At 72.4% G+C, this 21,404-nt stretch carries 21 protein-coding genes; 14 read left to right on the top strand and 7 right to left on the bottom strand.

Annotation, left to right across the window (positions count from 1 at the left end):
• Window positions 1-11: 11 nt before the first annotated feature.
• Both ACIGFK_RS15255 and ACIGFK_RS15260 read right to left on the bottom strand, forming a co-directional pair.
• On the bottom strand, window positions 12-695 hold the full coding sequence (locus tag ACIGFK_RS15255) for a glycerophosphodiester phosphodiesterase (RefSeq protein WP_376655058.1): 684 nt from the start codon (window positions 693-695) through the stop codon (window positions 12-14).
• Between the two features lie 190 nt (window positions 696-885).
• Window positions 886-1,509, bottom strand: a complete 624-nt coding sequence (locus ACIGFK_RS15260; RefSeq protein WP_376655059.1) for a PadR family transcriptional regulator — start codon at window positions 1,507-1,509, stop codon at window positions 886-888.
• 49 nt (window positions 1,510-1,558) lie between these two features.
• Between ACIGFK_RS15260 and ACIGFK_RS15265 the strand changes: the two genes are divergently transcribed.
• From ACIGFK_RS15265 to ACIGFK_RS15290, 6 genes are all read left to right on the top strand, one after another.
• Window positions 1,559-2,680, top strand: coding sequence for an LLM class flavin-dependent oxidoreductase (locus tag ACIGFK_RS15265; protein ID WP_400052061.1), 1,122 nt, complete (start codon window positions 1,559-1,561; stop codon window positions 2,678-2,680).
• Window positions 2,680-3,801 carry an alpha/beta hydrolase gene (locus tag ACIGFK_RS15270; protein ID WP_400052063.1) on the top strand — a complete coding sequence of 374 codons (1,122 nt, stop codon included), beginning with the start codon at window positions 2,680-2,682 and terminating at the stop codon, window positions 3,799-3,801. The genes ACIGFK_RS15265 and ACIGFK_RS15270 overlap by 1 nt, the downstream gene beginning before the upstream one ends.
• An 81-nt stretch (window positions 3,802-3,882) precedes the next feature.
• A complete protein-coding gene (locus ACIGFK_RS15275) occupies window positions 3,883-5,289 on the top strand; it encodes a DUF6421 family protein (RefSeq protein ID WP_376655062.1) in 1,407 nt (468 codons plus the stop codon).
• A 26-nt stretch (window positions 5,290-5,315) separates the two neighbouring features.
• Window positions 5,316-6,080, top strand: a complete 765-nt coding sequence (locus ACIGFK_RS15280) for an SDR family NAD(P)-dependent oxidoreductase (RefSeq protein WP_376655063.1) — start codon at window positions 5,316-5,318, stop codon at window positions 6,078-6,080.
• The gene (locus ACIGFK_RS15285) at window positions 6,059-7,153 is read left to right on the top strand and encodes a threonine aldolase family protein (RefSeq protein WP_376655064.1); all 1,095 of its coding nucleotides are present in this window, start codon (window positions 6,059-6,061) and stop codon (window positions 7,151-7,153) included. Before ACIGFK_RS15280 ends, ACIGFK_RS15285 begins: the two co-directional genes overlap by 22 nt.
• An 86-nt stretch (window positions 7,154-7,239) precedes the next feature.
• Window positions 7,240-7,884, top strand: a complete 645-nt coding sequence (locus tag ACIGFK_RS15290) for a transglutaminase family protein (protein ID WP_376655065.1) — start codon at window positions 7,240-7,242, stop codon at window positions 7,882-7,884.
• Here the strand turns inward: ACIGFK_RS15290 and ACIGFK_RS15295 are convergent.
• Window positions 7,820-9,058 (bottom strand): MFS transporter, encoded by a 1,239-nt coding sequence (locus ACIGFK_RS15295; RefSeq protein ID WP_400052066.1) that lies wholly within the window; start codon window positions 9,056-9,058, stop codon window positions 7,820-7,822. The two genes, ACIGFK_RS15290 and ACIGFK_RS15295, sit on opposite strands and share 65 nt — an antisense overlap.
• A 75-nt stretch (window positions 9,059-9,133) precedes the next feature.
• Between ACIGFK_RS15295 and ACIGFK_RS15300 the strand changes: the two genes are divergently transcribed.
• Both ACIGFK_RS15300 and ACIGFK_RS15305 read left to right on the top strand, forming a co-directional pair.
• On the top strand, window positions 9,134-9,685 hold the full coding sequence (locus ACIGFK_RS15300; RefSeq protein ID WP_386467094.1) for a CGNR zinc finger domain-containing protein: 552 nt from the start codon (window positions 9,134-9,136) through the stop codon (window positions 9,683-9,685).
• A gap of 115 nt (window positions 9,686-9,800) precedes the next feature.
• The gene (locus ACIGFK_RS15305) at window positions 9,801-11,012 is read left to right on the top strand and encodes an alginate lyase family protein (RefSeq protein ID WP_400052068.1); all 1,212 of its coding nucleotides are present in this window, start codon (window positions 9,801-9,803) and stop codon (window positions 11,010-11,012) included.
• Window positions 11,013-11,087: 75 nt separating this feature from the next.
• Here the strand turns inward: ACIGFK_RS15305 and ACIGFK_RS15310 are convergent, their stop codons facing one another.
• The gene (locus ACIGFK_RS15310; RefSeq protein WP_376655069.1) at window positions 11,088-11,810 is read right to left on the bottom strand and encodes a lysophospholipid acyltransferase family protein; all 723 of its coding nucleotides are present in this window, start codon (window positions 11,808-11,810) and stop codon (window positions 11,088-11,090) included.
• 231 nt (window positions 11,811-12,041) lie between these two features.
• On the opposite strand from ACIGFK_RS15310, the gene ACIGFK_RS15315 reads away from it, so the two are divergent.
• From ACIGFK_RS15315 to ACIGFK_RS15335, 5 genes are all read left to right on the top strand, one after another.
• Window positions 12,042-12,377, top strand: a complete 336-nt coding sequence (locus ACIGFK_RS15315) for a thioredoxin family protein (protein ID WP_376655070.1) — start codon at window positions 12,042-12,044, stop codon at window positions 12,375-12,377.
• Window positions 12,378-12,640: 263 nt separating this feature from the next.
• The gene (locus ACIGFK_RS15320) at window positions 12,641-13,174 is read left to right on the top strand and encodes a flavin reductase family protein (protein WP_376655071.1); all 534 of its coding nucleotides are present in this window, start codon (window positions 12,641-12,643) and stop codon (window positions 13,172-13,174) included.
• Between the two features lie 201 nt (window positions 13,175-13,375).
• The gene (locus ACIGFK_RS15325) at window positions 13,376-14,161 is read left to right on the top strand and encodes an electron transfer flavoprotein subunit beta/FixA family protein (RefSeq protein WP_376655072.1); all 786 of its coding nucleotides are present in this window, start codon (window positions 13,376-13,378) and stop codon (window positions 14,159-14,161) included.
• 60 nt (window positions 14,162-14,221) lie between these two features.
• Entirely contained in the window at window positions 14,222-15,184 is a 963-nt protein-coding gene (locus tag ACIGFK_RS15330) for an electron transfer flavoprotein subunit alpha/FixB family protein (RefSeq protein WP_376655073.1), read from the top strand.
• A gap of 174 nt (window positions 15,185-15,358) precedes the next feature.
• Window positions 15,359-16,657: a DUF6986 family protein gene (locus tag ACIGFK_RS15335; RefSeq protein WP_376655074.1), complete on the top strand. Its 1,299-nt coding sequence runs from the start codon at window positions 15,359-15,361 to the stop codon at window positions 16,655-16,657.
• Window positions 16,658-16,708: 51 nt separating this feature from the next.
• Here ACIGFK_RS15335 and ACIGFK_RS15340 read toward each other — a convergent pair whose 3' ends face one another.
• A complete protein-coding gene (locus ACIGFK_RS15340; RefSeq protein ID WP_376655099.1) occupies window positions 16,709-17,701 on the bottom strand; it encodes a LacI family DNA-binding transcriptional regulator in 993 nt (330 codons plus the stop codon).
• 189 nt (window positions 17,702-17,890) lie between these two features.
• Between ACIGFK_RS15340 and ACIGFK_RS15345 the strand changes: the two genes are divergently transcribed.
• Entirely contained in the window at window positions 17,891-18,928 is a 1,038-nt protein-coding gene (locus tag ACIGFK_RS15345) for an NUDIX domain-containing protein (RefSeq protein WP_400052071.1), read from the top strand.
• A gap of 9 nt (window positions 18,929-18,937) precedes the next feature.
• Here ACIGFK_RS15345 and ACIGFK_RS15350 read toward each other — a convergent pair whose 3' ends face one another.
• Both ACIGFK_RS15350 and ACIGFK_RS15355 read right to left on the bottom strand, forming a co-directional pair.
• Complete coding sequence (locus ACIGFK_RS15350; RefSeq protein WP_376655076.1) at window positions 18,938-19,636, bottom strand: MBL fold metallo-hydrolase; 699 nt, start codon at window positions 19,634-19,636, stop codon at window positions 18,938-18,940.
• A gap of 183 nt (window positions 19,637-19,819) precedes the next feature.
• Entirely contained in the window at window positions 19,820-21,184 is a 1,365-nt protein-coding gene (locus tag ACIGFK_RS15355) for a dipeptidase (protein WP_400052073.1), read from the bottom strand.
• Between the last annotated feature and the right edge of the window lie 220 nt (window positions 21,185-21,404).

A 21,404-nucleotide genomic window follows, 5' to 3' on the forward strand; every position in this document is an offset into this window, starting at 1 on the left:
GAAGCGGCGCGTCAGGCGGTGAAGCGGCCCGTGCTGCGGATCTCCGGGTAGTCGGTGACGGCGCCGTCCAGCCCGAGGGCCCGGGCCAGCCGCAGCAGGTCCAGGGTGTTGACCTGCCCGCCGACGACGCGCAGACCGGCCGCGTGCGCCGCCTCGACGGTCTCCAGGCTGAGCAGGCGGATGTCCAGCGAGACCGTCGTGGCACCGGCGCCCAGTGCCCGGGCGACGAGGTCGTGGGCGGGGGAGTGGGCCAGCAGGGCCGTCCGCACCCCCGGCACCAGCCGGGCCGTCTCGGCGAGCACCGCCGCGTCGGGCGAGGCCACTTCCACCCGGGCGGTCAGGTCGCGGCGCAGCATCAGCTCCGCGAGCGTCCCGACGGCCCCGTGCTCCCGTACGGACACCTGGAGCGGAGCCCGGACCGTGTCCAGGACCTCCTCGAAGAGGGGCACGTGCTCGCCCTGCCCCGCGTCGAGCCCGCGCAGTTCGGCCAGGGTCAGGTCGGCGACCGCACCCGAGCCGTCGGTGGTCCGGTCCACCTCGGGATCGTGCAGGGCGACCAGGGCCCCGTCCTTGCTCAGTCGCAGGTCGAGGGCGATCACGTCCATGCCCGAACGTTCCGCTCGGAGGTAGGACCGCAGTGTGTTCTCCGGTTCGACACCCATGACCCCGCGGTGACCGATGGTGAGGAAAGTCAAGGTTCTCTCGCTTCCGTCGACGGCGGCTCCCGCGCGGTCGCGGTGTCCCGACCGGCCCCGCGCGATGAGGACGCATGCTAGTGCGCCCGCGGTGCGAAGGGACCGCCCGTGCAGCGCCCTGAATGAGGCGCTCCGGCCGCTTCCCGCACGGGTCCTGCGCTCTTCCGCGGCTGTCGGCGGCGCGATCGCGTCACCCGGGCGTGGGCGCGTCCCCATCGGCTTGACGACCGGCCGGCCGGGCCGCGTCGAGCTCGGCCAGGTCGGTGAGCAGGGCCTGCGCCAGGTCCAGTTCCGCGAGGTGCTGGCGCTCGCTCCAGCGCAGCGCGAGGGCGGGGAAGGCCCATTCCGGTACGTCGGCCGCGTGCTCCATGGCCTCGCGCACGGCGGCCAGTTCGCCCCGGGTGCGCTCCACGTGCTCCACGACCATCGCGCGCAGCCGCTCCGGCTCGGCCAGGTGCCCGAGCCAGATCCGCAGCAGCAGCCCGTGCTTGAGCACCGGCGGCCCGGCCTCCGCGGTGTCGGCCGCCCACCCGGCGAGCGCCTCGCGGCCCGCGTCGGTGATGGCGTAACGCCGCTTCGCCCGCGCCTCCTCGGGCCCCGAGCGCGCGGAGGACGCGTACCCCAGTTCCTCCAGGCGGCGCAGTTCCGCGTAGATCTGGCTGATCGCAGGCGCCCAGTAGAAGAAGCGCAGTGACGAGTCCGCCCACTTCTTCAGCTCGTAGCCGGTGCGCTCCCCCGGAAAGGAGAGGAGGCCGAGCATGGCCCACGCAGTCGGCGGCAGGTCTTGCTTCTTCGACTCCTGACTACTAGTCATATTTCGAATTGAAGTGAGGCCAGGCACCGGACGCAACCCTGGAGGCACAGTGAAATTCTCCGTGATCTTCGAAGCTCAGCTTGCCGACCCGACGGTGGCACGGGAGCACCAGGTCATCCACGACTGCGTCGAGCAGGCCGTGCTCGCCGAGCGCATGGGCTTCGACCGGATCTGGGCCGTGGAGCACCACTCGCTGAAGTGGTACGCACACATGAGTGCCCCCGAGATATTCCTGACCTGGGTCGCGGCCAGGACGAACACCATACGCATCGGGCACGGCGTCGTGTGCATGCCCTTCAACTTCAACCACCCGGCGCGGGTCGCCGAGCGGGCCGCCATGCTCGACCTCCTCTCGGGCGGGCGGCTCGACCTCGGAGCCGGGCGCGGGGGCACCGAGCAGGAGACCTCGCTGTGCGGGGTGGACCGGGACCGCACCACGGCGGAGGTCGAGGAGGCCCTGCGGATCATCGGCAAGGCCTGGCAGGAGGAGGAGCTGGAGTACCACGGCGAGCTGATCGACATCGACCCGCACCCGATCCTGCCGAGGCCGAAGCAGACGCCCCATCCGCCCCTGTTCCTGGCGTGCAGCCGGGGCGAGACCCTCGTGCAGGCCGCCGAGCTGGGGATCGGGGCCCTGGTGATGGGCTTCGCCGGACCCGAGTCGATCGCGGGGATGCGCAGCGTCTACGACGCGGCGATCGCCGGGCGGGACGGCAGCCGGTTCGTCTCCACCGCCGTCAACGACCACTTCTCGGTGCTCTGCCCGACCATCGTGCTCGACGACCGGGAGGAGGCGCAGCGGATCGGCATCCGCGGGCAGCGGTTCTTCGCGCAGTCCATCGGCCACTGGTACGGCGGGGCGGGCATCCCGGACGAGGCCGTGGTCGCGGGCGCCGACGAGGCCGCGGAGATGCGCAGGGCCGCCGAGCAGGTGGTGGCCCGGCTGCACGAGCTGGACATCCCGGTGCGGCCCACCTCCACGGCCACCTTCAACGCCGACCACGCCTACGGGAGCGCCGACGACGCCATCGCGTACGTGGAACGGCTCAGGGCGGCGGGGGCCGACGAGATCATGTGCCTGATCCAGATGGGCACGGTGGAGCAGGAGGCCTGCCTGGAGACCCTGCGTCAGTGGGGCGAGAAGGTCATCCCGCACTTCCGGGGGGCGTGATGGGAGAGCCCGCCGCCGAGGCCCTAGCGCGGGCCGCCGGGGCCGGCCCGACGCCCGCCTCCGCCTGCCGCGCACCCGCCTCCGTCGGCCCCGAATCCGTCTCCGCCTGCCCGGCGCCCGCCGCCCCGCCCGCTCCCTCCGAGCGTCTCGACCCCGCCGCCCGGCCCTACCTCGACGCCCTCGCCGCCGCCTTCCCCGACATCGGCGGGAGCGTCACCGAGGCCGGCGAGGCTCGGCGGATCCTCGCGGCCGCACCGCGCCCGGCCGTCGCGCGGCCCCGGGTCGGAGCCGTGGAGGACCGGAGCGTCCCGGGCCCGCCGGGGGCCCCGCCGGTCCCCGTACGGGTCTACCTGCCCGATCCGGAGCAGTGGCCCGGACCCCGCCCGACCGTGGTGTTCGCCCACGGCGGGGGCTGGGTGCTCGGCGACCTCGACACCTACGACACCACCGCCCGCGGCATCTCCCGCGCGGCCGGCGCCGCCGTGGTCTCCGTCGACTACCGGCGGGCCCCCGAGCACCGCTTCCCGGCCGCCCTGGAGGACGTCCACGCGGCCCTGTGCTGGGCCGGGGCCCACCTCGACGAGCTGGGGGGCGCCCCGGAGGCCCTGGTGGTCGCGGGGGACAGCTCGGGCGGCAACCTCGCCGCCGCCGCGGCCCTGCTCGCCCGGGAGCGCGGGCCGGCCGTCGCGCTCCAGGTGCTGGTCTACCCCGCCCTGGACGCCGCCCAGGACAGCTCCTCGTACCGGGCCGACGCCGAGGGCTGCTTCCTGACCGCCGCGCACATGCGCTGGTTCTGGGCGCAGTACCTCGGGCCGGACGGCCGCCCGGACCATCCCCTGGCGTCGCCGCTCCGCGCGGACCCGGCGGGGCTGCCGCCGGCCCACGTGGTCGTCGCCGGATGCGATCCGCTACGGGACGACGGCGCGGCGTACCACCGGCGGCTGGGTGAGAGCGGGATCACTTCGGTCCTCGACGTCCGTCCCGGGTTGTTCCACGGCTTCCTGGCACTGGCGGGCGTACTGCCGGAGGCCCGCGCGGCGTTGGAGGGGATGGGCGGAGCCATACGTTCCACCCTTTCGGACGGGAAGACTTCCGGTGAAGCGGGGGGTGACGCAGGATAATTTCCCGCTTCACCTCTTGAACGGGAGAGCCTCATATGCATACGCTGCCTTGACGTGAGGTTCTCCTGTGGAGGAAGTGACATGACGGAAACTCTTGTGCCGGGCATCGGCGGGGCCGCAATAACCGCCGGGGCGCGGGTGGTCGACCACCCGGCGTGGCCCGAGCTCAAGGCCGCCGTGGAGGAGATCCGCCCCTGGCAGTCCAAGGACGGGTCGATCGACTTCGAGGCCGAGGGCGCACCCGCCCAGCACACGGCCGAAGCTGCCGTCGGGCGCGTGATCCGCGCCGTCGAGGAGCTCTCCCCGCTGCTGCCGCACGCCACGGCGTACCACGAGGCGCTCGTCAGCGACCTGCGCAAGTGGGCCGCGGCCGGCTTCCAGGTGCCGGACTTCCTCGACTCGCTGCTGGCCTTCCACCCGGCCGCCGAGCGCGCCGACGGGCTCCAGCACCTCGTCGTGTTCCCCATGTACACGCAGAACGGCAACCCGGACCGCAACCTGGAAGCCGTCGCGCTGAAGATGGTGTGGCCCGAGTGGCTCTCCGAGCTGGAGCGCACCCGGTACGACAACCCGCTCTTCCTCGGCATCACCTTCGAGGACTTCACCGCGGGCTACGACACCCACTCCGCCGTGCTCTTCCCGGAGACCATCGCCGTGCGCGAGGCCCCCGAGCGCTTCACCTGGGGCGGCATCTTCTGCGACCGCGAGGCCGCGCGCTTCCGCAAGGTCACCACGGCCGCCGTCGACATCCTCGGCGTCGAGCTGCCCGCGGACATCGCCGCGATGGTCACCGACCAGGAGCGCTGCGAGAAGGCGTTCGTCCTGTGGGACATGGTCCACGACCGCACCCACAGCCACGGTGACCTGCCGTTCGACCCGTTCATGATCAAGCAGCGCCAGCCGTTCTGGATGTACGGCCTGGAGGAGCTCCGCTGCGACCTCACCGCCTTCAAGGAGGCCGTGAAGCTCGAGTCCGAGGGCAACGAGCACGGCCGTGACGTGCAGTACGCCGTCCTCTTCGACCGGATGTTCCGCTTCCCCGTCTCCGGCGACCGCAACCGCAACTACGACGGGCTCGGCGGCCAGCTGCTCTTCGCGTACCTCCACAAGCACGACGTCGTGCGCTGGACGGACAACAAGCTGAAGATCGACTGGATGCGCGCCCCGCAGGTCACCAACCAGCTGTGCGCCGAGATCGAGGAGCTCTACCGGGCGGGCATCGACCGTCCGAAGCTCGTGCACTGGTTCAAGGCCTACGAGCTGGTCTCGACGTACCTCGCCCCGCACCCGGGCTCCAAGTGGGCCAAGGGCGCCGACGCCCTCGACCTCACGCAGCCGCCGCGCAAGCTGGTCGACGACGTGCTTCCCGACGAGTTTCCGCTGAGCATGTTCTTTGAGGCGCTCGCCAAGAAGCTCAAGGGAGTGATCGCCTCCACGAAGGGCATCACCGCCCTGAACGCCGATCAGGCCGAGCGAGTCGCCGCGTGAGCGCTCGCCCACAGGAGGCTGCACAGATGAACGGCTCCGGGAACGGCAACAACGGAAAGCTGCACGGAGCGGTGGTGGCGGTGGCCGGGGCCGGCGGCCCCGCCGGCCGCGCCACCCTGCTCCGCCTCGCCGAGGCGGGGGCGACCGTCGTCGCGTCGGACGCCGATCCGGCACGGCTGGCGGAGGCCGTGGACGCGGCGCGCTACGCCCACGGCGGCGCCACGATCACCGGTGACACCGTCGACCTGCTCGACCTGGAGGCCACCAAGGCCTGGGCCGAGCAGACCGAGAAGGAGTTCGGCCGGGTCGACGGTCTCGTCCACCTCGTCGGCGGCTGGCGCGGCAGCAAGACCTTCACCGACGTCGACCTCGCGGACTGGGACTTCCTGGAGAAGCTCCTCATCCGCACCGTTCAGCACACCTCGCTCGCCTTCCACGACGGCCTGCTGCGCAGCGACCGCGGCCGCTACGTGCTGGTCAGCCAGTCCGGCGCGCACAAGCCCGTCGCCAACAACGCCGCGTACAACGCGGGCAAGGCGGCGGCGGAGGCGTGGACGCTCGCCATGGCCGACTCCTTCCGCAAGATCGGTGGGGACGACGGCCCGGGTGCTGCGGCTGCGATCCTGGTGATCAAGGCACTGGTGCACGACGCGATGCGCGCCGAGCGTCCCAATGCGAAGTTCGCGGGCTTCACCGACGTGAAGGAGCTGGCCGAGGCCATCGCCGGCGTCTGGGAGCGGTCCGCAATCGATGTGAACGGACAGCGTCTGTGGCTCACTCCGCAACCGTGAGAACCGATACAGAGAAGACCGACGCCCGCCGCCACCACGACCCCGCGGTGCGCGGATTCGCGAGCGACAACTACGCGGGCGTGCACCCGGAGGTCCTGGCCGCCGTCGCGCTCGCCAACGGCGGCCACCAGGTCTCCTACGGCGACGACGAGTACACCGAGCACCTGCAGAGGGTCTTCCGCAGCCACTTCGGCCCGTACGCGGAAGCCTTCCCGGTCTTCAACGGCACCGGCGCGAACGTCACCGCCCTCCAGGCGATGACGGACCGCTGGGGCGCCGTGATCTGCGCCGAGACGGCACACATCAACGTCGACGAGGGCGGCGCGCCCGAGCGAATGGCGGGCATCAAGCTGCTCACCGTCCCGACCCCGGACGGCAAGCTCACCCCCGAGCTCATCGACCGGCAGGCCTGGGGCTGGGAGGACGAGCACCGGGCCATGCCGCAGGTCGTGTCCATCACCCAGAACACCGAGCTGGGTACGGTCTACACGGTCGACGAGATCCGTGCGATCTGCGAGCACGCCCACGCCAAGGGCATGAAGGTGCACCTCGACGGCGCCCGGATAGCCAACGCCGCGGCCTCGCTCGACGTGCCGATGCGCGCCTTCACCAACGCGGTCGGCGTGGACGTGCTGTCGTACGGCGGCACGAAGAACGGCATGATGTTCGGCGAGGCCGTGGTCGTGCTGAACCCGGACTCCGTCCGGCAGATGAAGCACATCCGCAAGATGTCGATGCAGCTGGCATCGAAGATGCGCTTCGTGTCGGTGCAGCTGGAGGCCCTTCTCGCGAAGGACCTGTGGCTGCGCAACGCCCGGCACGCCAATGCCATGGCGCAGCGGCTCGCGGCGGGCGTCCGCGAGACCGACGGCGTGGAGATCCTCTACCCGGTGCAGGCGAACGGGGTGTTCGCGCGGCTGCCGCACGAGGTGTCCCGGCGACTGCAGAAGCGTTTCCGCTTCTACTTCTGGGACGAGAGCGCCGGCGACGTCCGCTGGATGTGCAGTTACGACACCCAGGAAGAGGACGTCGACGCCTTCCTCCAGGCCCTGAAGGAAGAGATGGCCCGCTGATCCAGGCCATCGCCAAAATTGCATAGATATGCCCCCCATTGAAAATCTATTGATCTTCGGTGGGGGGTATATCTATGCTCCGGCGCATGCAGCTGATCCAACAGAACCCCGACATCCATGCCTATCTGGCATCGGATGAGGCGATCGACCACCGGCACCCCCTGGTGCAGGAAACCGCCGACGCCCTCTGGTCCGCCACCGGCGACGCGTACTCATACGCAAAGACGGCCTTCGAGTTCGTCCGCGACACCATCCCGCACTCGGCCGATTCCGGGGACATGCGGGTCTCCTGGCGGGCCTCCGACGTCATCGCCACGCGCAACGGCATCTGCTACGCCAAGTCCCACGCGCTCGTCGCCCTGCTGCGCGCCCAGGGCATCCCGGCGGGCCTCTGCTACCAGCTCCTCGCCGACGATCATTCGTGCAGCGACAGCTGCTCCGGTGGAGCCGGGGCTTGCCCCGGGGGCGCGAACCCCGCGATCCACGGGTTGGTCGCCCTCCGGCTGCCCGGCAGCGAGAGGTGGGCCCGGGTGGACCCGCGGGGCAACAAGCCCGGCGTGGACGCGCGGTTCAGCCTGGATGCCGAGCGGCTGGCCTTCCCCGTACGGCCGGAGCTCGGCGAGATCGACTATCCCGAGCTGTACGCGGCCCCGCACCCGGCGGCCCTCAAGGCGCTCCAGGGCTCCGCCGACCGGCCGGAGCTGTGGCGAAACCTGCCGACGGCTCTGTGACCGCCGCGGCGGGCGCGGGCTTCCGCCCCGCCGTCAGGACGTGCAGCAGGGCCGCCGCGAACTGAAGCCCGGCGATCCCGGTCAGCAGCATCGCCGGCGGCGCGTCGGCCGCGAGCCCCACCAGGGCCGCGCCGGCCGACGCGGCCGTCATCTTCAGCCCCGCCCCCAGGGTGAACACCTGCGTCCGCACCCCGTCCGGTGCGTGCTCCGCACGGATCCGCAGCGTGGCCGTCAGCAGCGGCCCGTCGCACACCCCGGCCACCGCGAACAGCGCCGCCGTGACCCCGAGGGAGGGCGTGACCGCGGCCGCCGTCAGGGCCGCCCCGGTCCCGGCCATCGCCCAGCGCGCCAGCCGGCCGGGCTCCACCGACGTCATCCGGCCCAGCGTGAGCGAGCCCGCCAGGGCGCCCACGGCGAAGGCCGTCATCAGCGCGCCCCCGGCGCCCGGGCTGCCGAGCCCGGTGGCCAGCAGGACCGAGGTGGTGGTGAGCGAGCCTATGCCGACGAAGGCCAGGGTCGTCGCCGAGGTGACCGCCCGCAGCTCCCGCACCCGCCACAGCGCGGCGAGCCCGGCGGCGGCTCCTGCCAGGGGCCCGGACCGCGGGGCGCCCGCGCTCCGGTCCTCGTACGGGAGGGTCGCGGCCAGCGCCGCCGCCAGCGAGGCGGACAGCGCCAGCACCCCCATCGCCGGCCCGGCCGAGACCGTCGCCGCGACGAGGCTCACCACCGCCGGGGCGGTGACCGCCGCCGCGTTGTAGGTCGAGGCGTCCCAGCCGTACGCCCGGTCGCGCCCCGGGCCCGCCGGGACCAGCCCGGTGACCAGGCTCGACAGCCCGCCCGTCACCATCGGCCCGCAGGTGCCGCCGAGCACCGCCACTGCGAACTCCAGCGCCCCCGGGGCCCGGCCCAGCAGCATCGACAGCGCCGCCACGGCGGCCGTGAACCCGGCCAGCGCGCCGACGTGGAAGAGCCGGGGCCTTCGGGTCCGGGCCGCTGCGGCGCCCGCGAGCGGGGCCGCCAGCACGTTGGGCACCAGCCAGGCCGTCAGGACGAACGCCCCGTGCGCCGCACTCCCGGTGCGCTCGAGGGCGAGCAGCACCACGGCCATGCCCATGCCCTCGTTGGCGAACCGCGCGGCCAGCGCGGCCCCCAGGTAGCGCCCGAACCCGCCCATTCCGGCCCCCGTTGTGTAACGTGATAGGTCAGCAAGACGTTACGTCATTCGAGTGTACGGGGAAAGGATCCAGGCATGGTGGACTCCGGAGGGGGTTTCTCGGCGGTCCGGCGGCTGATCGACCTCGCCGAGGCGGTCCGTGTCGCCCCCGACCTGCCGCGCGCCGCCCTGGCGGAGCTGCTCGCCGCGCACGGGGAGCGGCCGGCCGACCTCACCGGGGAGGCCTTTCCCGAGGCGGGCGCGGCGGAACTGCGCGCCGCGGCACGCCGGATGGGGGAGGTGCTCGCCGAGCGCGACGAGGACCGGGCCGCCGAGGCGCTCAACGCGCTGTTCGCCGAGTGCGCCACCCGGCCCCGGCTGACCCGGCACGACGGCCACCCCTGGCACCTGCACGTCGACCGGGGCGAGGGGGCCGGCTGGGGCGACTGGTTCCTGGCCTCCGGCGCCCTCGCGCTCGCCCAGCTGCTCACCGAGTGCGGGCGGATCGCCTGGGGGGCCTGCGCCGCCGCGGGCTGCGGGAGCTTCTTCCTGGCCACCGGGCCGGGCAGCCCCCGGCGGTACTGCTCCACCACGTGCGCGACCCGGGCGCGGGTCGCCGCCCACCGGCGCCGGAAGCGCGAGGGCTGACCGGCGCGTCCCCCCGCCCTCTGATAGGAAACTTTCTTGTCGGACGTCGTTGTCAGCTTGGCATGGACATGAGTATCTTCGGCCCACCGGAACCCCTCCCACCGGAAGGCCCCCCATGCGTTTCGGAATCCCCGCAGGACTCGCCGCCCTGGCCCTCGGCCTGGCCGTGACCCTGCTTCCCGCCCCCACCCAGGCAGTCCCCGCAGCGCCGGCCGCGCCCGCAGCGCCGGCCGCCCCCGCGCAGTTCGCGCACCCCGGAGTCCTCAGCAGCCTCGCCCAGCTGGAGTTCGTACGCACACAGGTGCAGGCCGGCCGGCAGCCGTGGAAAGCGGCGTACGACCGGATGCTGGCGAGCGAGTACGCCTCCCCGACCCGCACCGCCAAGCCGCGCGCGATCGTCGAATGCGGCTCGTACTCGAACCCGGACATCGGCTGCTCCGACGAGCGCGAGGACGCCATCGCGGCGTACACCCACGCACTCGCCTGGTACATCACCAAGGACCCCGCGCACGCGAGGAAGTCCATCGAGCTGATGGACGCCTGGTCCGCGGTCGTCAAGGACCACACCAACAGCAACGCACCGCTGCAGAGCGGCTGGGCCGGCTCCACCTGGCCCCGCGCCGCCGAGATCATCAAGCACACCTACACCGGCGGCTGGCCGAACCGGGGGCGCTTCGCCACGATGCTGCGCGAGGTGTACCTGCCCGAGGTGATCGGCGGCAGGCCGAACAGCAACGGCAACTGGGAACTGATCATGATGGACGCCGCGGTCGGCATCTCGGTCCACCTCGACGACCGCGCGAGCTACGACAAGGCGATGGGCATCTACGTCGGCCGCGTCCCCGCCTACTTCTACCTCGCGTCGGACGGCGCGCAGCCCGTCTACCCGCCGCGCTCGAGCATCGACACCCGCGGCGAGCTGATCGACTACTGGCACGGCCAGAGCACCTTCGTGGACGGCCTCGCCCAGGAGACCTGCCGGGACTTCGGCCACACCGGCATGGGCATCGCGGCCGCCATGCACGTCGCCGAGACCTCGCGGATCCAGGGCCGGGACCTCTACCCGCAGTTCAAGGACCGCTTCCGGCACGCCCTCGGCTTCCACGCCAAGTACGAGCTGGGCGAGCCCGTGCCCTCCTGGCTGTGCGGCGGGAGCCTCGCCAAGGGCATCGGCCCGGCCACCGAGGTCGGCTACAACGCCCTGCACACCCGGCTCGGCGTCACCATGGAGAACACCCGCAGGCTCACCGAGGGGCGGCGCCCCGCGGGCACCGAGAACCACTTCGAGGCCTGGGAGACGCTGACCCACGCAGAGAACCCCAGCTGACGGGCCGACGGCACGCCGACGGCCTCCGGGACCGGATGGGGTCCCGGAGGCCGTCCGCCTTCCGTGCGTGCGGGGTCAGCCCCGCTCCTTGACCTCCGCGGCCGTCGGGGCGGTGCCGCCGAGGTGCGCCGGGAGCCACCAGGAGTCGGAGGCGTCCTTCGGCTTGGCCGGATATGCGCGCTGCGCCGACTCGAGGAGCTCCTGCACCCGCTCGCGCAGCCTGCGCGTGATCGCGCCGGCGTACTGGTCGGTGGGCGCTTCGATCGGCTCGCCGACGCGCATCGTCACCGGGATGTGGCTGCGCTTCAGGTCCTTCGGGCGCCCCTTGGTCCACAGGCGCTGGGTGCCCCACAGGGCCACGGGGATCAGCGGGACGCCGGCCTCCTGCGCCATGCGCGCCGCACCCGACTTGAAGCTCTTGAGGGTGAACGACTGGGAGATCGTCGCCTCGGGGAAGACCCCGATGATCTCGCCGGACCGCAGGGATTCGAGGGCGTGCTGGTACGCCGTCTCGCCCTGTGCGCGGTCCACCGGGATGTGCTTCATCGCGCGCATCAGCGGGCCCGACACCCGGTGCCGGAAGACCGACTCCTTCGCCATGAAGCGCACGAGCCGCTTCTGCGGCCGCGCGGTCAGACCGGCGAAGATGAAGTCGAGGTATCCGATGTGGTTCGACACCAGGACCGCCCCGCCCTTGCGCGGGATGTTCTCGGTGCCCTTCATGTCGATGCGGATGTCGAGCGCCCGGAACAACGTGTGCGCGGCGCCGATCACCGGGGGGTAGACGAGCTCAGCCATGGTGCGGAACCCCGCTTTCTGCCTGGGGAGGTGCTCCCGGCCGGAAGTTACGGCAGCGTAGGTACGCGGCCATGGGGGATCGTGCCCCATACGAGGGCTGCTGGCCAGTCCAGACGGCCGTGCCCGGGGAGATTCTCGTCACGCCGGGAATTGCGCAGGTCCGGGCAGCGCTCCGATCCTCGTACGAGCGTACGGCGATGATGTGCGCGGACGAAGCGGCGGGAGGCGGGAGTGCGGGTGCTCGGGCGAGCGGACGGGCCGACGAGGCTGGGTGCGGCGGAGCTGGGCGCGGACCCGGGGGAGCGGGCCAGCCTGGTGCAGTTCTCCAGCGCCTTCTGCCAGCCCTGCCGGGCCACCCGGCGGATCCTCGCCGAGGTCGCGGCGATGGTCGACGGGGTCGCGCACATCGAGATCGACGCCGAGGAGCGGCTGGACCTCGTACGGGCCCTCGGGATCGAGAAGACCCCGACCGTGCTGGTGCTCGACTCTGCGGGCCGCGTGGTGCGGCGGGCGGCCGGGATGCCCCGCAAGGTGGACGTGATCGCGGCCCTCGGGGCGGCCGTCTGACGCGGTGCAGGGGCGGCGGCGGGCCCCGGACGCGCCGGTGCGCGCGCCCGCACGCAGCGTGACGCGCCTGACATCTGTCCCGTCCCGCTTGACTGTGTACACGGGAGATCGCCAGGCTGGCGGCATGCGGTACGAACTCCTGCTCTTCGGCCGGGTCCACATAGACCTCGTCCGCCACGCGAGCGCGCGCTGTTGGGATCGGTGAACGCCCCGACCCCTGATCCCCGACCGTGCCCGCGTTCGCCGCGGCAGAAGGAAGACTCATGACCGCCCCGACGGCTCCGTCCCCCGGCCTCGCGGCCGCCCTCCCGGGCTCACCCGACCTCCTGCGCTCCGTCTTCCGCCGGCACGCCGCCGGCGTCGCCGTGATCACCGCCGCCGACGGCGGGCGCCCGGCCGGCTTCACCGCGACCTCGCTCAACTCCGTTTCCGCCGAGCCGCCGCTGCTGTCCTTCACCACCGGCACCGGCTCCTCCAGCTGGCCCGCGGTGCGCGACAGCGAGTACCTCGGCGTCCACATACTCGGGGAGCACCAGAGGGAGCTGGCGGGCCTGTTCGCCCGCAGCGGCGCGGACCGGTTCGGTCCGGCCACCGACTGGAGCGTCGGCCCGCACGGGGTCCCCGTGCTGGACGGCGTCCTGGCGTGGCTGGTGTGCCGGGTGGTGGCACGTGTGCCCGCGGGCGAGCACCGTGTGATCATCGCGGAGGCGGTCGCCGGGGACCCGGTGGGGGACCCGGCCGGCGAAGGCCGGCCGCTGCTGTACCACCAGGGGCGCTTCAACGCGTTGCGGGACTGAATCGTCCCTGTTGGGAGCAGTTGGACAGCGTTGGACAGATCACAGTTCACCGGCCTTGCGGGTTGGCGGAACCCAAGGTGTACTGACGAGTAACATTCCCTTCGGAGCGCGGGCCGCCCCGACCGGGATCCGCCCGACAAGGCGCCTATGCTGCCTGCACAAGGCGGTATCAGAAAAAGACGATGCGGTAGGAGAGCCGGCGTGAGCCTGAGGATCGTTGTCTGTGTGAAGTACGTGCCCGACGCCACCGGCGACCGGCACTTCGCCGATGACCTGACCGTCGACCGCGACGACGTCGACGGCCTGCTGTCGGAGCTCGACGAGTACGCCGTCGAGCAGGCGCTGCAGATCGCCGACGAGGCCGACGACGCCGAGATCACCGTCCTGACGGTGGGCCCCGAGGACGCCAAGGACGCGCTGCGCAAGGCGCTTTCGATGGGCGCCGACAAGGCCATCCACGTCGAGGACGACGACCTGCACGGCTCCGACGTCATGGCCACCTCGCTGGTGCTCGCCAAGGCCGTCGAGAAGGCCGGCTTCGACCTGGTCATCACGGGCATGGCGTCGACCGACGGCACGATGGGCGTGCTGCCGGCGATCCTGGCCGAGCGCCTGGGCGTCCCGCAGGTCACCCTGCTCTCCGAGGTCAAGGTCGAGGACGGCACCGTGACCGGCCGCCGTGACGGCGACACCGCGAGCGAGCAGCTGGAGGCCTCCCTCCCCGCGCTCGTCTCGGTGACGGACCAGTCGGGCGAGGCCCGCTACCCGTCCTTCAAGGGCATCATGGCCGCCAAGAAGAAGCCGGTGGAGTCCTGGGACCTGGAGGAGCTGGAGATCGAGGCCGACGAGGTCGGTCTCGAGGGCTCCTGGACCGCAGTCGACGCCGCGGCGCAGCGTCCGGCGCGCACCGCCGGCACGATCGTCAAGGACGAGGGCGAGGGCGGCAAGGCGCTGGCCGAGTTCCTGGCCGGCCAGAAGTTCATCTAAGAGCTTCGGCCAACCCCCTCACAGTCCCCAGACACTTCGCAACAGCAGGAGAGCAGTCCCATGGCTGAAGTTCTCGTCTACGTCGACCACGTGGACGGTGCCGTCCGCAAGCCCACCCTCGAGCTGCTGACGCTGGCCCGCCGCATCGGCGAGCCCGTCGCCGTGGCCCTGGGTGCCGGTGCCGCCGACACCGCCGCCACCCTCGCCGAGCACGGTGCCGTCAAGGTCCTGACCGCCGACGCCCCCGAGTTCGCCGAGTACCTCGTCGTCCCCAAGGTCGACGCGCTCCAGGCCGCGTACGACGCCGTGTCCCCGGCCGCCGTGCTCGTCCCGTCCTCCGCCGAGGGCAAGGAGATCGCCGCCCGCCTGGCCGTGCGCATCGGCTCCGGCATCATCACCGACGCCATCGACCTGGAGGCGGGTGACGAGGGTCCGGTCGCGACGCAGTCCGCGTTCGCCGCGTCCTTCACCACCAAGTCCCGTGTCTCCAAGGGCACCCCGGTCATCACCGTGAAGCCGAACTCGGCCCCGGTCGAGGCCGCTCCGGCCGCCGGCGCCGTCGAGGCGCTCGCCGTCACCTTCGGCGCCCTGGCCACCGGCACCAAGGTCACCTCGCGCACCCCGCGCGAGTCGACCGGCCGCCCCGAGCTGACCGAGGCCGCGATCGTGGTCTCCGGCGGCCGCGGTGTCAACGGTGCCGAGAACTTCCACATCATCGAGGACCTCGCGGACTCCCTCGGTGCGGCCGTCGGTGCCTCCCGCGCCGCCGTCGACGCCGGCTGGTACCCGCACTCGAACCAGGTCGGCCAGACCGGCAAGTCGGTCTCCCCGCAGCTGTACATCGCCTCCGGCATCTCCGGCGCGATCCAGCACCGGGCCGGCATGCAGACCTCGAAGACCATCGTGGCCATCAACAAGGACGCCGAGGCCCCGATCTTCGACCTGGTCGACTACGGCGTCGTCGGCGACCTCTTCGCCGTCGTCCCGCAGCTGACCGAGGAGATCAAGGCGCGCAAGGGCTGACCTGCGCTTCTCTCCGTAGCTCCACTTCTCCGGGGCCGTGTGGTGATTGTCACCGCGCGGCCCCGAGTCGTTTGTCCAGGACGGCCGAGGGACCATTGACTGAGCGGAACCCCGTGACTAAATTCTGCTATGCGGATCTAAGCTTCCGTGAAGCGGAAAAGAGGAGAGTGCACGATGGGTCAGCAGGAGAAGGTGGCGACGAGCCTCGCAGGCGCGGTCAGCGAGGGCATCAGCGCCTCCCTCGCGCCGGTGGACGCGGAACTCGCGCGCCACTACCCGGGCGACCCCGGCACCCGTCAGCCCATTCACACCGTCTACGTACCCGGTGACGTCTTCGCGGCGGACACCATCCGTTCCTGGGGCGACCAGGCCCTCGCGGCCCTCGACGAGCACGCGCCGGACGCCGCCACCTTCGCCAAGGTGCTCGGCATCTCGGACGAGCTGGCCGGCCCGGTCTACGAGCGCGTCCGCGCCAAGCTCGCCTCCGAGCCCATCGAGGACCTCCGCGTCGACTTCGAGGACGGCTTCGGCGTCCGTTCCGACGAGGAGGAGGACCAGGCCGCCGCGCGTGCCGCCCGCCTGATCTCCGAGGCGTACTCCAACGGCACCAACGCGCCGTACATGGGCATCCGCATGAAGTGCATGGAGTCCAACGTCCGCGACCGCGGCATCCGCACCACGGACGTCTTCCTGTCCGGCCTGCTCGCCCACGGCGGCCTCCCGGACAACCTGGTCCTGACCCTGCCGAAGGTGACGTACGCCGAGCAGGTCAGCGCCTTCGTCGAGCTGCTGGAGGCCTTCGAGACCACCCGCGGCCTGCGCCCGGGCCGGATCGGCTTCGAGATCCAGATCGAGACCAGCCAGTCCATCCTGGCCTCCGACGGCACCGCCACCGTGGCCCGCATGATCGGCGCCTCGAAGGGCCGCGCCACCGGTCTGCACTACGGCACCTTCGACTACAGCGCCTGCGTCGGCGTCTCCGCCGCCTACCAGGCCAGCGACCACCCCGCCGCCGACCACGCCAAGGCGATCATGCAGGTCGCGGCCGCCGGCACCGGCGTGCGCGTCTCCGACGGCTCCACCAACGTGCTGCCCATCGGCACCACGGAGAAGGTCCACGAGGCCTGGAAGCTGCACTACGGCCTCACCCGCCGCGCCCTGGCCCGCGCCTACTACCAGGGCTGGGACATGCACCCGGGCCACCTCCCGACCCGCTACGCGGCCGTCTTCACCTTCTACCGCGAGGGCCTCGAAGCCGCCGCCGCGCGCCTGAAGGCGTACGTGGCCAAGATCGAGGGCGACGTGATGGACGAGCCCGCCACCGCCAAGGCCCTGGCCGGCTACCTGGTCCGCGGCCTCGACTGCGGCGCCGTCGGCACCGACGAGGTCACCGCCCTCACCGGCCTGACCCGGGCCGAACTGGACGCCTTCGCGATCCCGCGCCGCTCGGCCACCCTGACGGCGACCGCCTGATCCACCCCTGCGGGGCCCGGCCGGAACTCCCCGGCCGGGCCCCGCGGCGTTTCACACGGCGCCGGCCGGCGGGAGCTCGCCCGAGCCGCGGGGGATCAGGCGGGTCGGGAGCTCGATGCGGGTCGGGGTGAGGGCGGCGCCCGCCAGGCGCTGGAAGAGGCGGTCGGTGGCGACCCGGCCCAGGGCCGCCGCGTCCTGGGCGACCACCGTGATGCCCGGGCGCAGCAGGTCGGCCAGCTCGAAGTCGTCGAAGCCGACCAGCGCCACCGGGTGCTCCAGGGCGGCGAGGACCCGGACCAGCGTGACCGTCACCCGGTTGTTGCCCGCGAAGAAGGCCGTCACCGGTTCCGGGGCCCCGAGCATCGCACGGGCCGCGGCCGCGACCCGTTCCGGGTGCGTCGAGCCGAGGGACACCCACGAATCGGCCACCGGCAGGCCCGCCTGCGCCATCGCGGCCCGGTAGCCGCGCAGGCGCTCCGCCGCCGTGTGGATGCGCGGGTGGTCCCCGATGAAGCCGATCCGGCGGTGCCCGCCCGCGATCAGGTGGGCGACGCCGTCACGGGAGCCGCCGAAGCTGTCGGAGAGGACCACGTCCGCCTCGATCCGGCCGGCCGGCCGGTCCACGAACACCGTGGCCACGCCCGCGCGCATCTCCGGTTCCAGGTAGCGGTGGTCGTCGCCCGCCGGAATCACGATCAGGCCGTCCACCCGGCGCGCGCACAGCGCGAGCGCCAACTCCCGCTCCCGTTCAGGGTCCTCGGCGCTGGAACCGTTGATGAGCAGCGCACCGTGTGCCCGGGCCACCTCCTCCACCGCCCGGTTCAGCGGGCCGTAGAAGGGGTCGGCGAGGTCCTCCAGGACCAGGCCGACGGTGGCGGTACGGCCCTTGCGGAGCACGCGCGCACTGTCGTTGCGGCGGAACCCGAGCGCCTCGATGGCCTCGTGGACCCGTCTCTCCGTCTCGGGAGTCACGCCCGCTTCGCCGTTGACCACCCGCGACACCGTCTTCAGGCCCACACCGGCCCGGGCCGCCACGTCCTTCATGGTGGGCCGGTTGCCGTAGCGGGGGTCGGACGGACGGCGGTTGTGGGCCACGGCGGGAAAACCTCCGGAGGTAGCGGGCAACGCTCTGACCTTGAGGATAAGCACTCGGCTGATTAACGGGTTTCCATGGCAGGGTGGTGCGGGCAAGCCACTGGGGGCTCCGGACGAGCCATGCGGAGAGGGGTAGACGTGATTGTCTGGATCAACGGCACATTCAGCGCCGGGAAGACCAGCACGGCCCGCGAACTGGCCGCAATCCTGCCGGACAGCACCCTGTTCGACCCGGAGTTCATCGGGGACGCGCTGCGCGTGCTGCTGCCGCGCAAACGGCTCGCGGAGGTGACCGACTATCAGGACCTGCCGAGCTGGCGCCGGTTGGTCGTGGAGACCGCCGCGGCGATGCTCGCCGAACTGGGCGGCGTGCTCGTCGTGCCGATGACGCTGCTGCGGCAGGAGTACCGCGACGAGATCTTCGGCGGGCTCGCGGCGCGGCGCATCCCGGTGCGCCATGTCCTGCTCGCCCCCGCGGAAACGATCCTGCGGGAGCGGATCGCGAACCGCGAGGAACAGGGGGACCCGCAGGAGGTGGACCTCCACGTCCGCCAGTGGGCCTACGACCACATCCCGGTCTACCAGCAGGCCCTCGGCTGGCTCACCGCGGACGCGCACGTCATCGACAACGGCGCCCTGACCGTACGGGAGACCGCCGAGCGGATCGCCGAGGCCGTCCGCACCGAGGCCGCCTCCGTCTGCGACATCGTGCAGACCCCGGAACCCGTGCGCGAGACGGTGGCCGCCGGGGTGCTGCTCTTCGACGAGGACGACCGGGTGCTGCTCGTGGACCCGACGTACAAGGCGGGCTGGGAGTTCCCGGGCGGGGTCGTCGAAGCCGGCGAGGCCCCCGCCCGGGCGGGCGTACGGGAGGTCGCCGAGGAACTGGGCCTCGTACTGGACGACGTGCCGGGCCTTCTCGTCGTCGACTGGGAGGCTCCACAGCCCCCGGGCTACGGAGGGCTGCGGCTGCTCTTCGACGGCGGCCGGCTGACCCAGGAGGCGGCGCAGCGGCTCCGGCTGCCCGGCCCGGAGCTCCGCGCCTGGCGCTTCGTCACCGAGTCCGAGGCCGCCGGCCTGCTCCCGCAGCACCGCTACGAGCGCCTCCGCTGGGCCCTGCGCGCCCGCGAGCGGGGCCACGCCCTGTACCTGGAGGCGGGCGTCCCGGTCGGCTGACGGGCCCCGTCAGGCCGCGGTGTCGGCGGCGGACTTCGCCAGGGCCGCCGCCGTGTCCTCCGTCAGGGGATCGCCGTGGCCGAAGCAGGCGACGGCGGGGGAGAGCGCGGCCAGCCGGCGGAAGGAGTCGACGGCCCGGGCGCGGTCCACGTTGAAGACGCCCAGCATCAGCGGGCCGACGGCGGCGACGCAGTCCCCCGTGAACAGCACCCCGTGGCGGGGGAGGTGCACGCCGATGCTGCCGTCCGTGTGGCCCGGGGCGTGGACCGCGTAGGCCCCGTCCCCGAAGCCCAGCGCGTCCCCGTCCTCCAACTCCACGTCGACAGGCGCCGGCGGCGCCTCGGGCACCGTCAGGCCGTGCTCGTACAGCGGGACTTCCCAGTCCAGCAGCACCGGTTCGGGCACCGGCCGCTCGCCCCGGATCACGGGCGCGTCCAGCCGGTGCGCGAGGACCCGCGCGCCCCAGCGGGCGGCGAGTTCACCGGCCGCCCCGACGTGGTCGCGGTGGCAGTGCGTGAGGACGATGCGTTCCAACCGCCCGGGCTCCAGCCCGAGGGAACGCATCGCCCCCTCGATCTCGGCGGCGGACTCCGCATGGCCCGAGTCGATCAGCGTGAGGGCCCCGTCGCCGTCCTGCCAGAGGTAGGCCTGGCCGATGGGGAAGCGGAGCATGTGGAGCCGGTTGGGTATTACCTCGACAAGATCCATACGCCGACGCTACGCACCCGGGACCGCCGCAGGCAGGCGACTTCACCGGGAGCGGAGTCCGCTGGGAGCGGACCCCGCCGCCGACCAGCCCCAGGGGGCGGGGAGGTACCCCTCACCGGACGACGCGGGCTTGACCGGCAAGATCCGAAAGAGACGACCTGGCCCCGGGCGCCCAGCGGGAGGTCAGCCGCGCCTGGACTCCGCGTAGTTGACGAGGAACAGGGCCTCCGCCACCGACAGCCGCTCCAGCTCCTCCGGCGACACGCTCTCGTTCACCGCGTGGATCTGCGCCTCCGGCTCGCTCAGCCCGATCAGCAGCATCTCCGCGTCCGGGTAGAGCTGCGTCAGCGTGTTGCACAGCGGGATCGAGCCGCCCATGCCCGCCACCTGCATCTCCTGGCCGGGGTAGGCCTCCTGGAGGGCCGCGGCCATGGAGGCGTACGCCGGGCTGTTCGTGTCCGCCTGGAACGGCTGGCCCTGGCCCACGACCTCCAGCTCCAGCCGCGCCTTCCACGGCGTGTGCGCCACCATGTGCGCCTCGAGGAGCTTGACGGCCGCGGCGGTGTCCACGCCCGGCGGCACCCGCAGGCTGATCAGCGCGCCGGCGCTCGCGTGCACCGACGGGGTGGCGCCGACCACGGGCGGGCAGTCGATGCCGAGCACCGTCACGGCCGGGCGGGCCCACAGCCGGTCCGCGATCGTGCCCTCGCCGATGAGCTCGACCCCGTCCAGCACCTTCGCGTCGGAGCGGAAGTCCGCCTCCGGGTACTGCAGGCCCTCCCACACCGCGTCCGAGGCCAGACCGTCCACGGTCGTGGAACCGTCCGCCGAGCGCAGCGAGTCGAGGACGCGGATCAGCGCGGCCAGCGCGTCGGGGGCGACACCGCCGAACATGCCGGAGTGCAGGTTGCCGCCCAGCGTGTCGATCTTCACCTTCAGCAGGCACATGCCGCGCAGCGTGGCCGTCACCGTCGGCAGGCCGAGGCGGAAGTTGCCCGCGTCGCCGATGACGATGGCGTCGGCTGTCAGCAGCTCCGGGTGCGCCTCCGCGTACTGCTGGAGACCGCCCGTGCCCTGCTCCTCCGAGCCCTCGACGATCACCTTCACGTTCACCGGCACACCGCCGTTGGCCTTCAGCGCGCGCAGTGCCAGCAGGTGCATGACGAACCCGCCCTTGCAGTCGGCCGCACCGCGCCCGTACCAGCGGCCGTCGCGCTCGGTCAGCTCGAAGGCCGGGGAGATCCAGGCCGCGTCGTCCAGCGGCGGCTGCACGTCGTAGTGCGCGTAGAGGAGAACGGTCGGCGCGCCCTCGGGGCCGGGCAGGAAGCCGTAGACGGACTGGGTGTCATCAGGGGTGTCGAGCAGGGCCACGTCCTGGAAGCCCTCGACGCGCAGCGCGTCGGCCACCCAGTTCGCGGCGCCCTCGCTCTCGCTCCGGGGGAACTGCGCCCAGTCCGCCACCGACTGGAAGGCCACCAGCTCGGTCAGCTCCTGCTTGGCGCGGGGCATCAGCGAGGCGATGGTCTCGGCGATCGGATTCTGGGACATGGGCACGCTCCTTTTGGGTGCGACGTTGTGCTGTGTGTACGGCTTCCCCGCATCCGCGGGGGTGCGCGTATGCCGGGGACGGCGAAAGACAGTCCTGATCCTCGCACAACGGGGCGACGGAGCGTCTCGCTAGGATTTGCCCGGCATCGGAGCAACGGGTGATCAGGAGCAGCAGCACATCGTGAGCAGCGACGACGACGTACGCGACGCAGGCACTGGC

This window comes from Streptomyces sp. NPDC085524, from assembly GCF_044541755.1.
In the GTDB taxonomy this organism is placed as follows: domain Bacteria; phylum Actinomycetota; class Actinomycetes; order Streptomycetales; family Streptomycetaceae; genus Streptomyces.

Coding starts and splice junctions, on each gene's coding strand:
- ACIGFK_RS15260 (WP_376655059.1), bottom strand. CDS start 1,509: ATGACTAGTAGTCAGGAGTCGAAGAAGCAAGACCTGCCGCCGACTGCG.
- ACIGFK_RS15270 (WP_400052063.1), top strand. CDS start 2,680: ATGGGAGAGCCCGCCGCCGAGGCCCTAGCGCGGGCCGCCGGGGCCGGC.
- ACIGFK_RS15275 (WP_376655062.1), top strand. CDS start 3,883: ATGACGGAAACTCTTGTGCCGGGCATCGGCGGGGCCGCAATAACCGCC.
- ACIGFK_RS15280 (WP_376655063.1), top strand. CDS start 5,316: ATGAACGGCTCCGGGAACGGCAACAACGGAAAGCTGCACGGAGCGGTG.
- ACIGFK_RS15290 (WP_376655065.1), top strand. CDS start 7,240: ATGCAGCTGATCCAACAGAACCCCGACATCCATGCCTATCTGGCATCG.
- ACIGFK_RS15295 (WP_400052066.1), bottom strand. CDS start 9,058: ATGGGCGGGTTCGGGCGCTACCTGGGGGCCGCGCTGGCCGCGCGGTTC.
- ACIGFK_RS15300 (WP_386467094.1), top strand. CDS start 9,134: ATGGTGGACTCCGGAGGGGGTTTCTCGGCGGTCCGGCGGCTGATCGAC.
- ACIGFK_RS15305 (WP_400052068.1), top strand. CDS start 9,801: ATGCGTTTCGGAATCCCCGCAGGACTCGCCGCCCTGGCCCTCGGCCTG.
- ACIGFK_RS15310 (WP_376655069.1), bottom strand. CDS start 11,810: ATGGCTGAGCTCGTCTACCCCCCGGTGATCGGCGCCGCGCACACGTTG.
- ACIGFK_RS15320 (WP_376655071.1), top strand. CDS start 12,641: ATGACCGCCCCGACGGCTCCGTCCCCCGGCCTCGCGGCCGCCCTCCCG.
- ACIGFK_RS15330 (WP_376655073.1), top strand. CDS start 14,222: ATGGCTGAAGTTCTCGTCTACGTCGACCACGTGGACGGTGCCGTCCGC.
- ACIGFK_RS15335 (WP_376655074.1), top strand. CDS start 15,359: ATGGGTCAGCAGGAGAAGGTGGCGACGAGCCTCGCAGGCGCGGTCAGC.
- ACIGFK_RS15340 (WP_376655099.1), bottom strand. CDS start 17,701: ATGAAGGACGTGGCGGCCCGGGCCGGTGTGGGCCTGAAGACGGTGTCG.
- ACIGFK_RS15350 (WP_376655076.1), bottom strand. CDS start 19,636: ATGGATCTTGTCGAGGTAATACCCAACCGGCTCCACATGCTCCGCTTC.
- ACIGFK_RS15355 (WP_400052073.1), bottom strand. CDS start 21,184: ATGTCCCAGAATCCGATCGCCGAGACCATCGCCTCGCTGATGCCCCGC.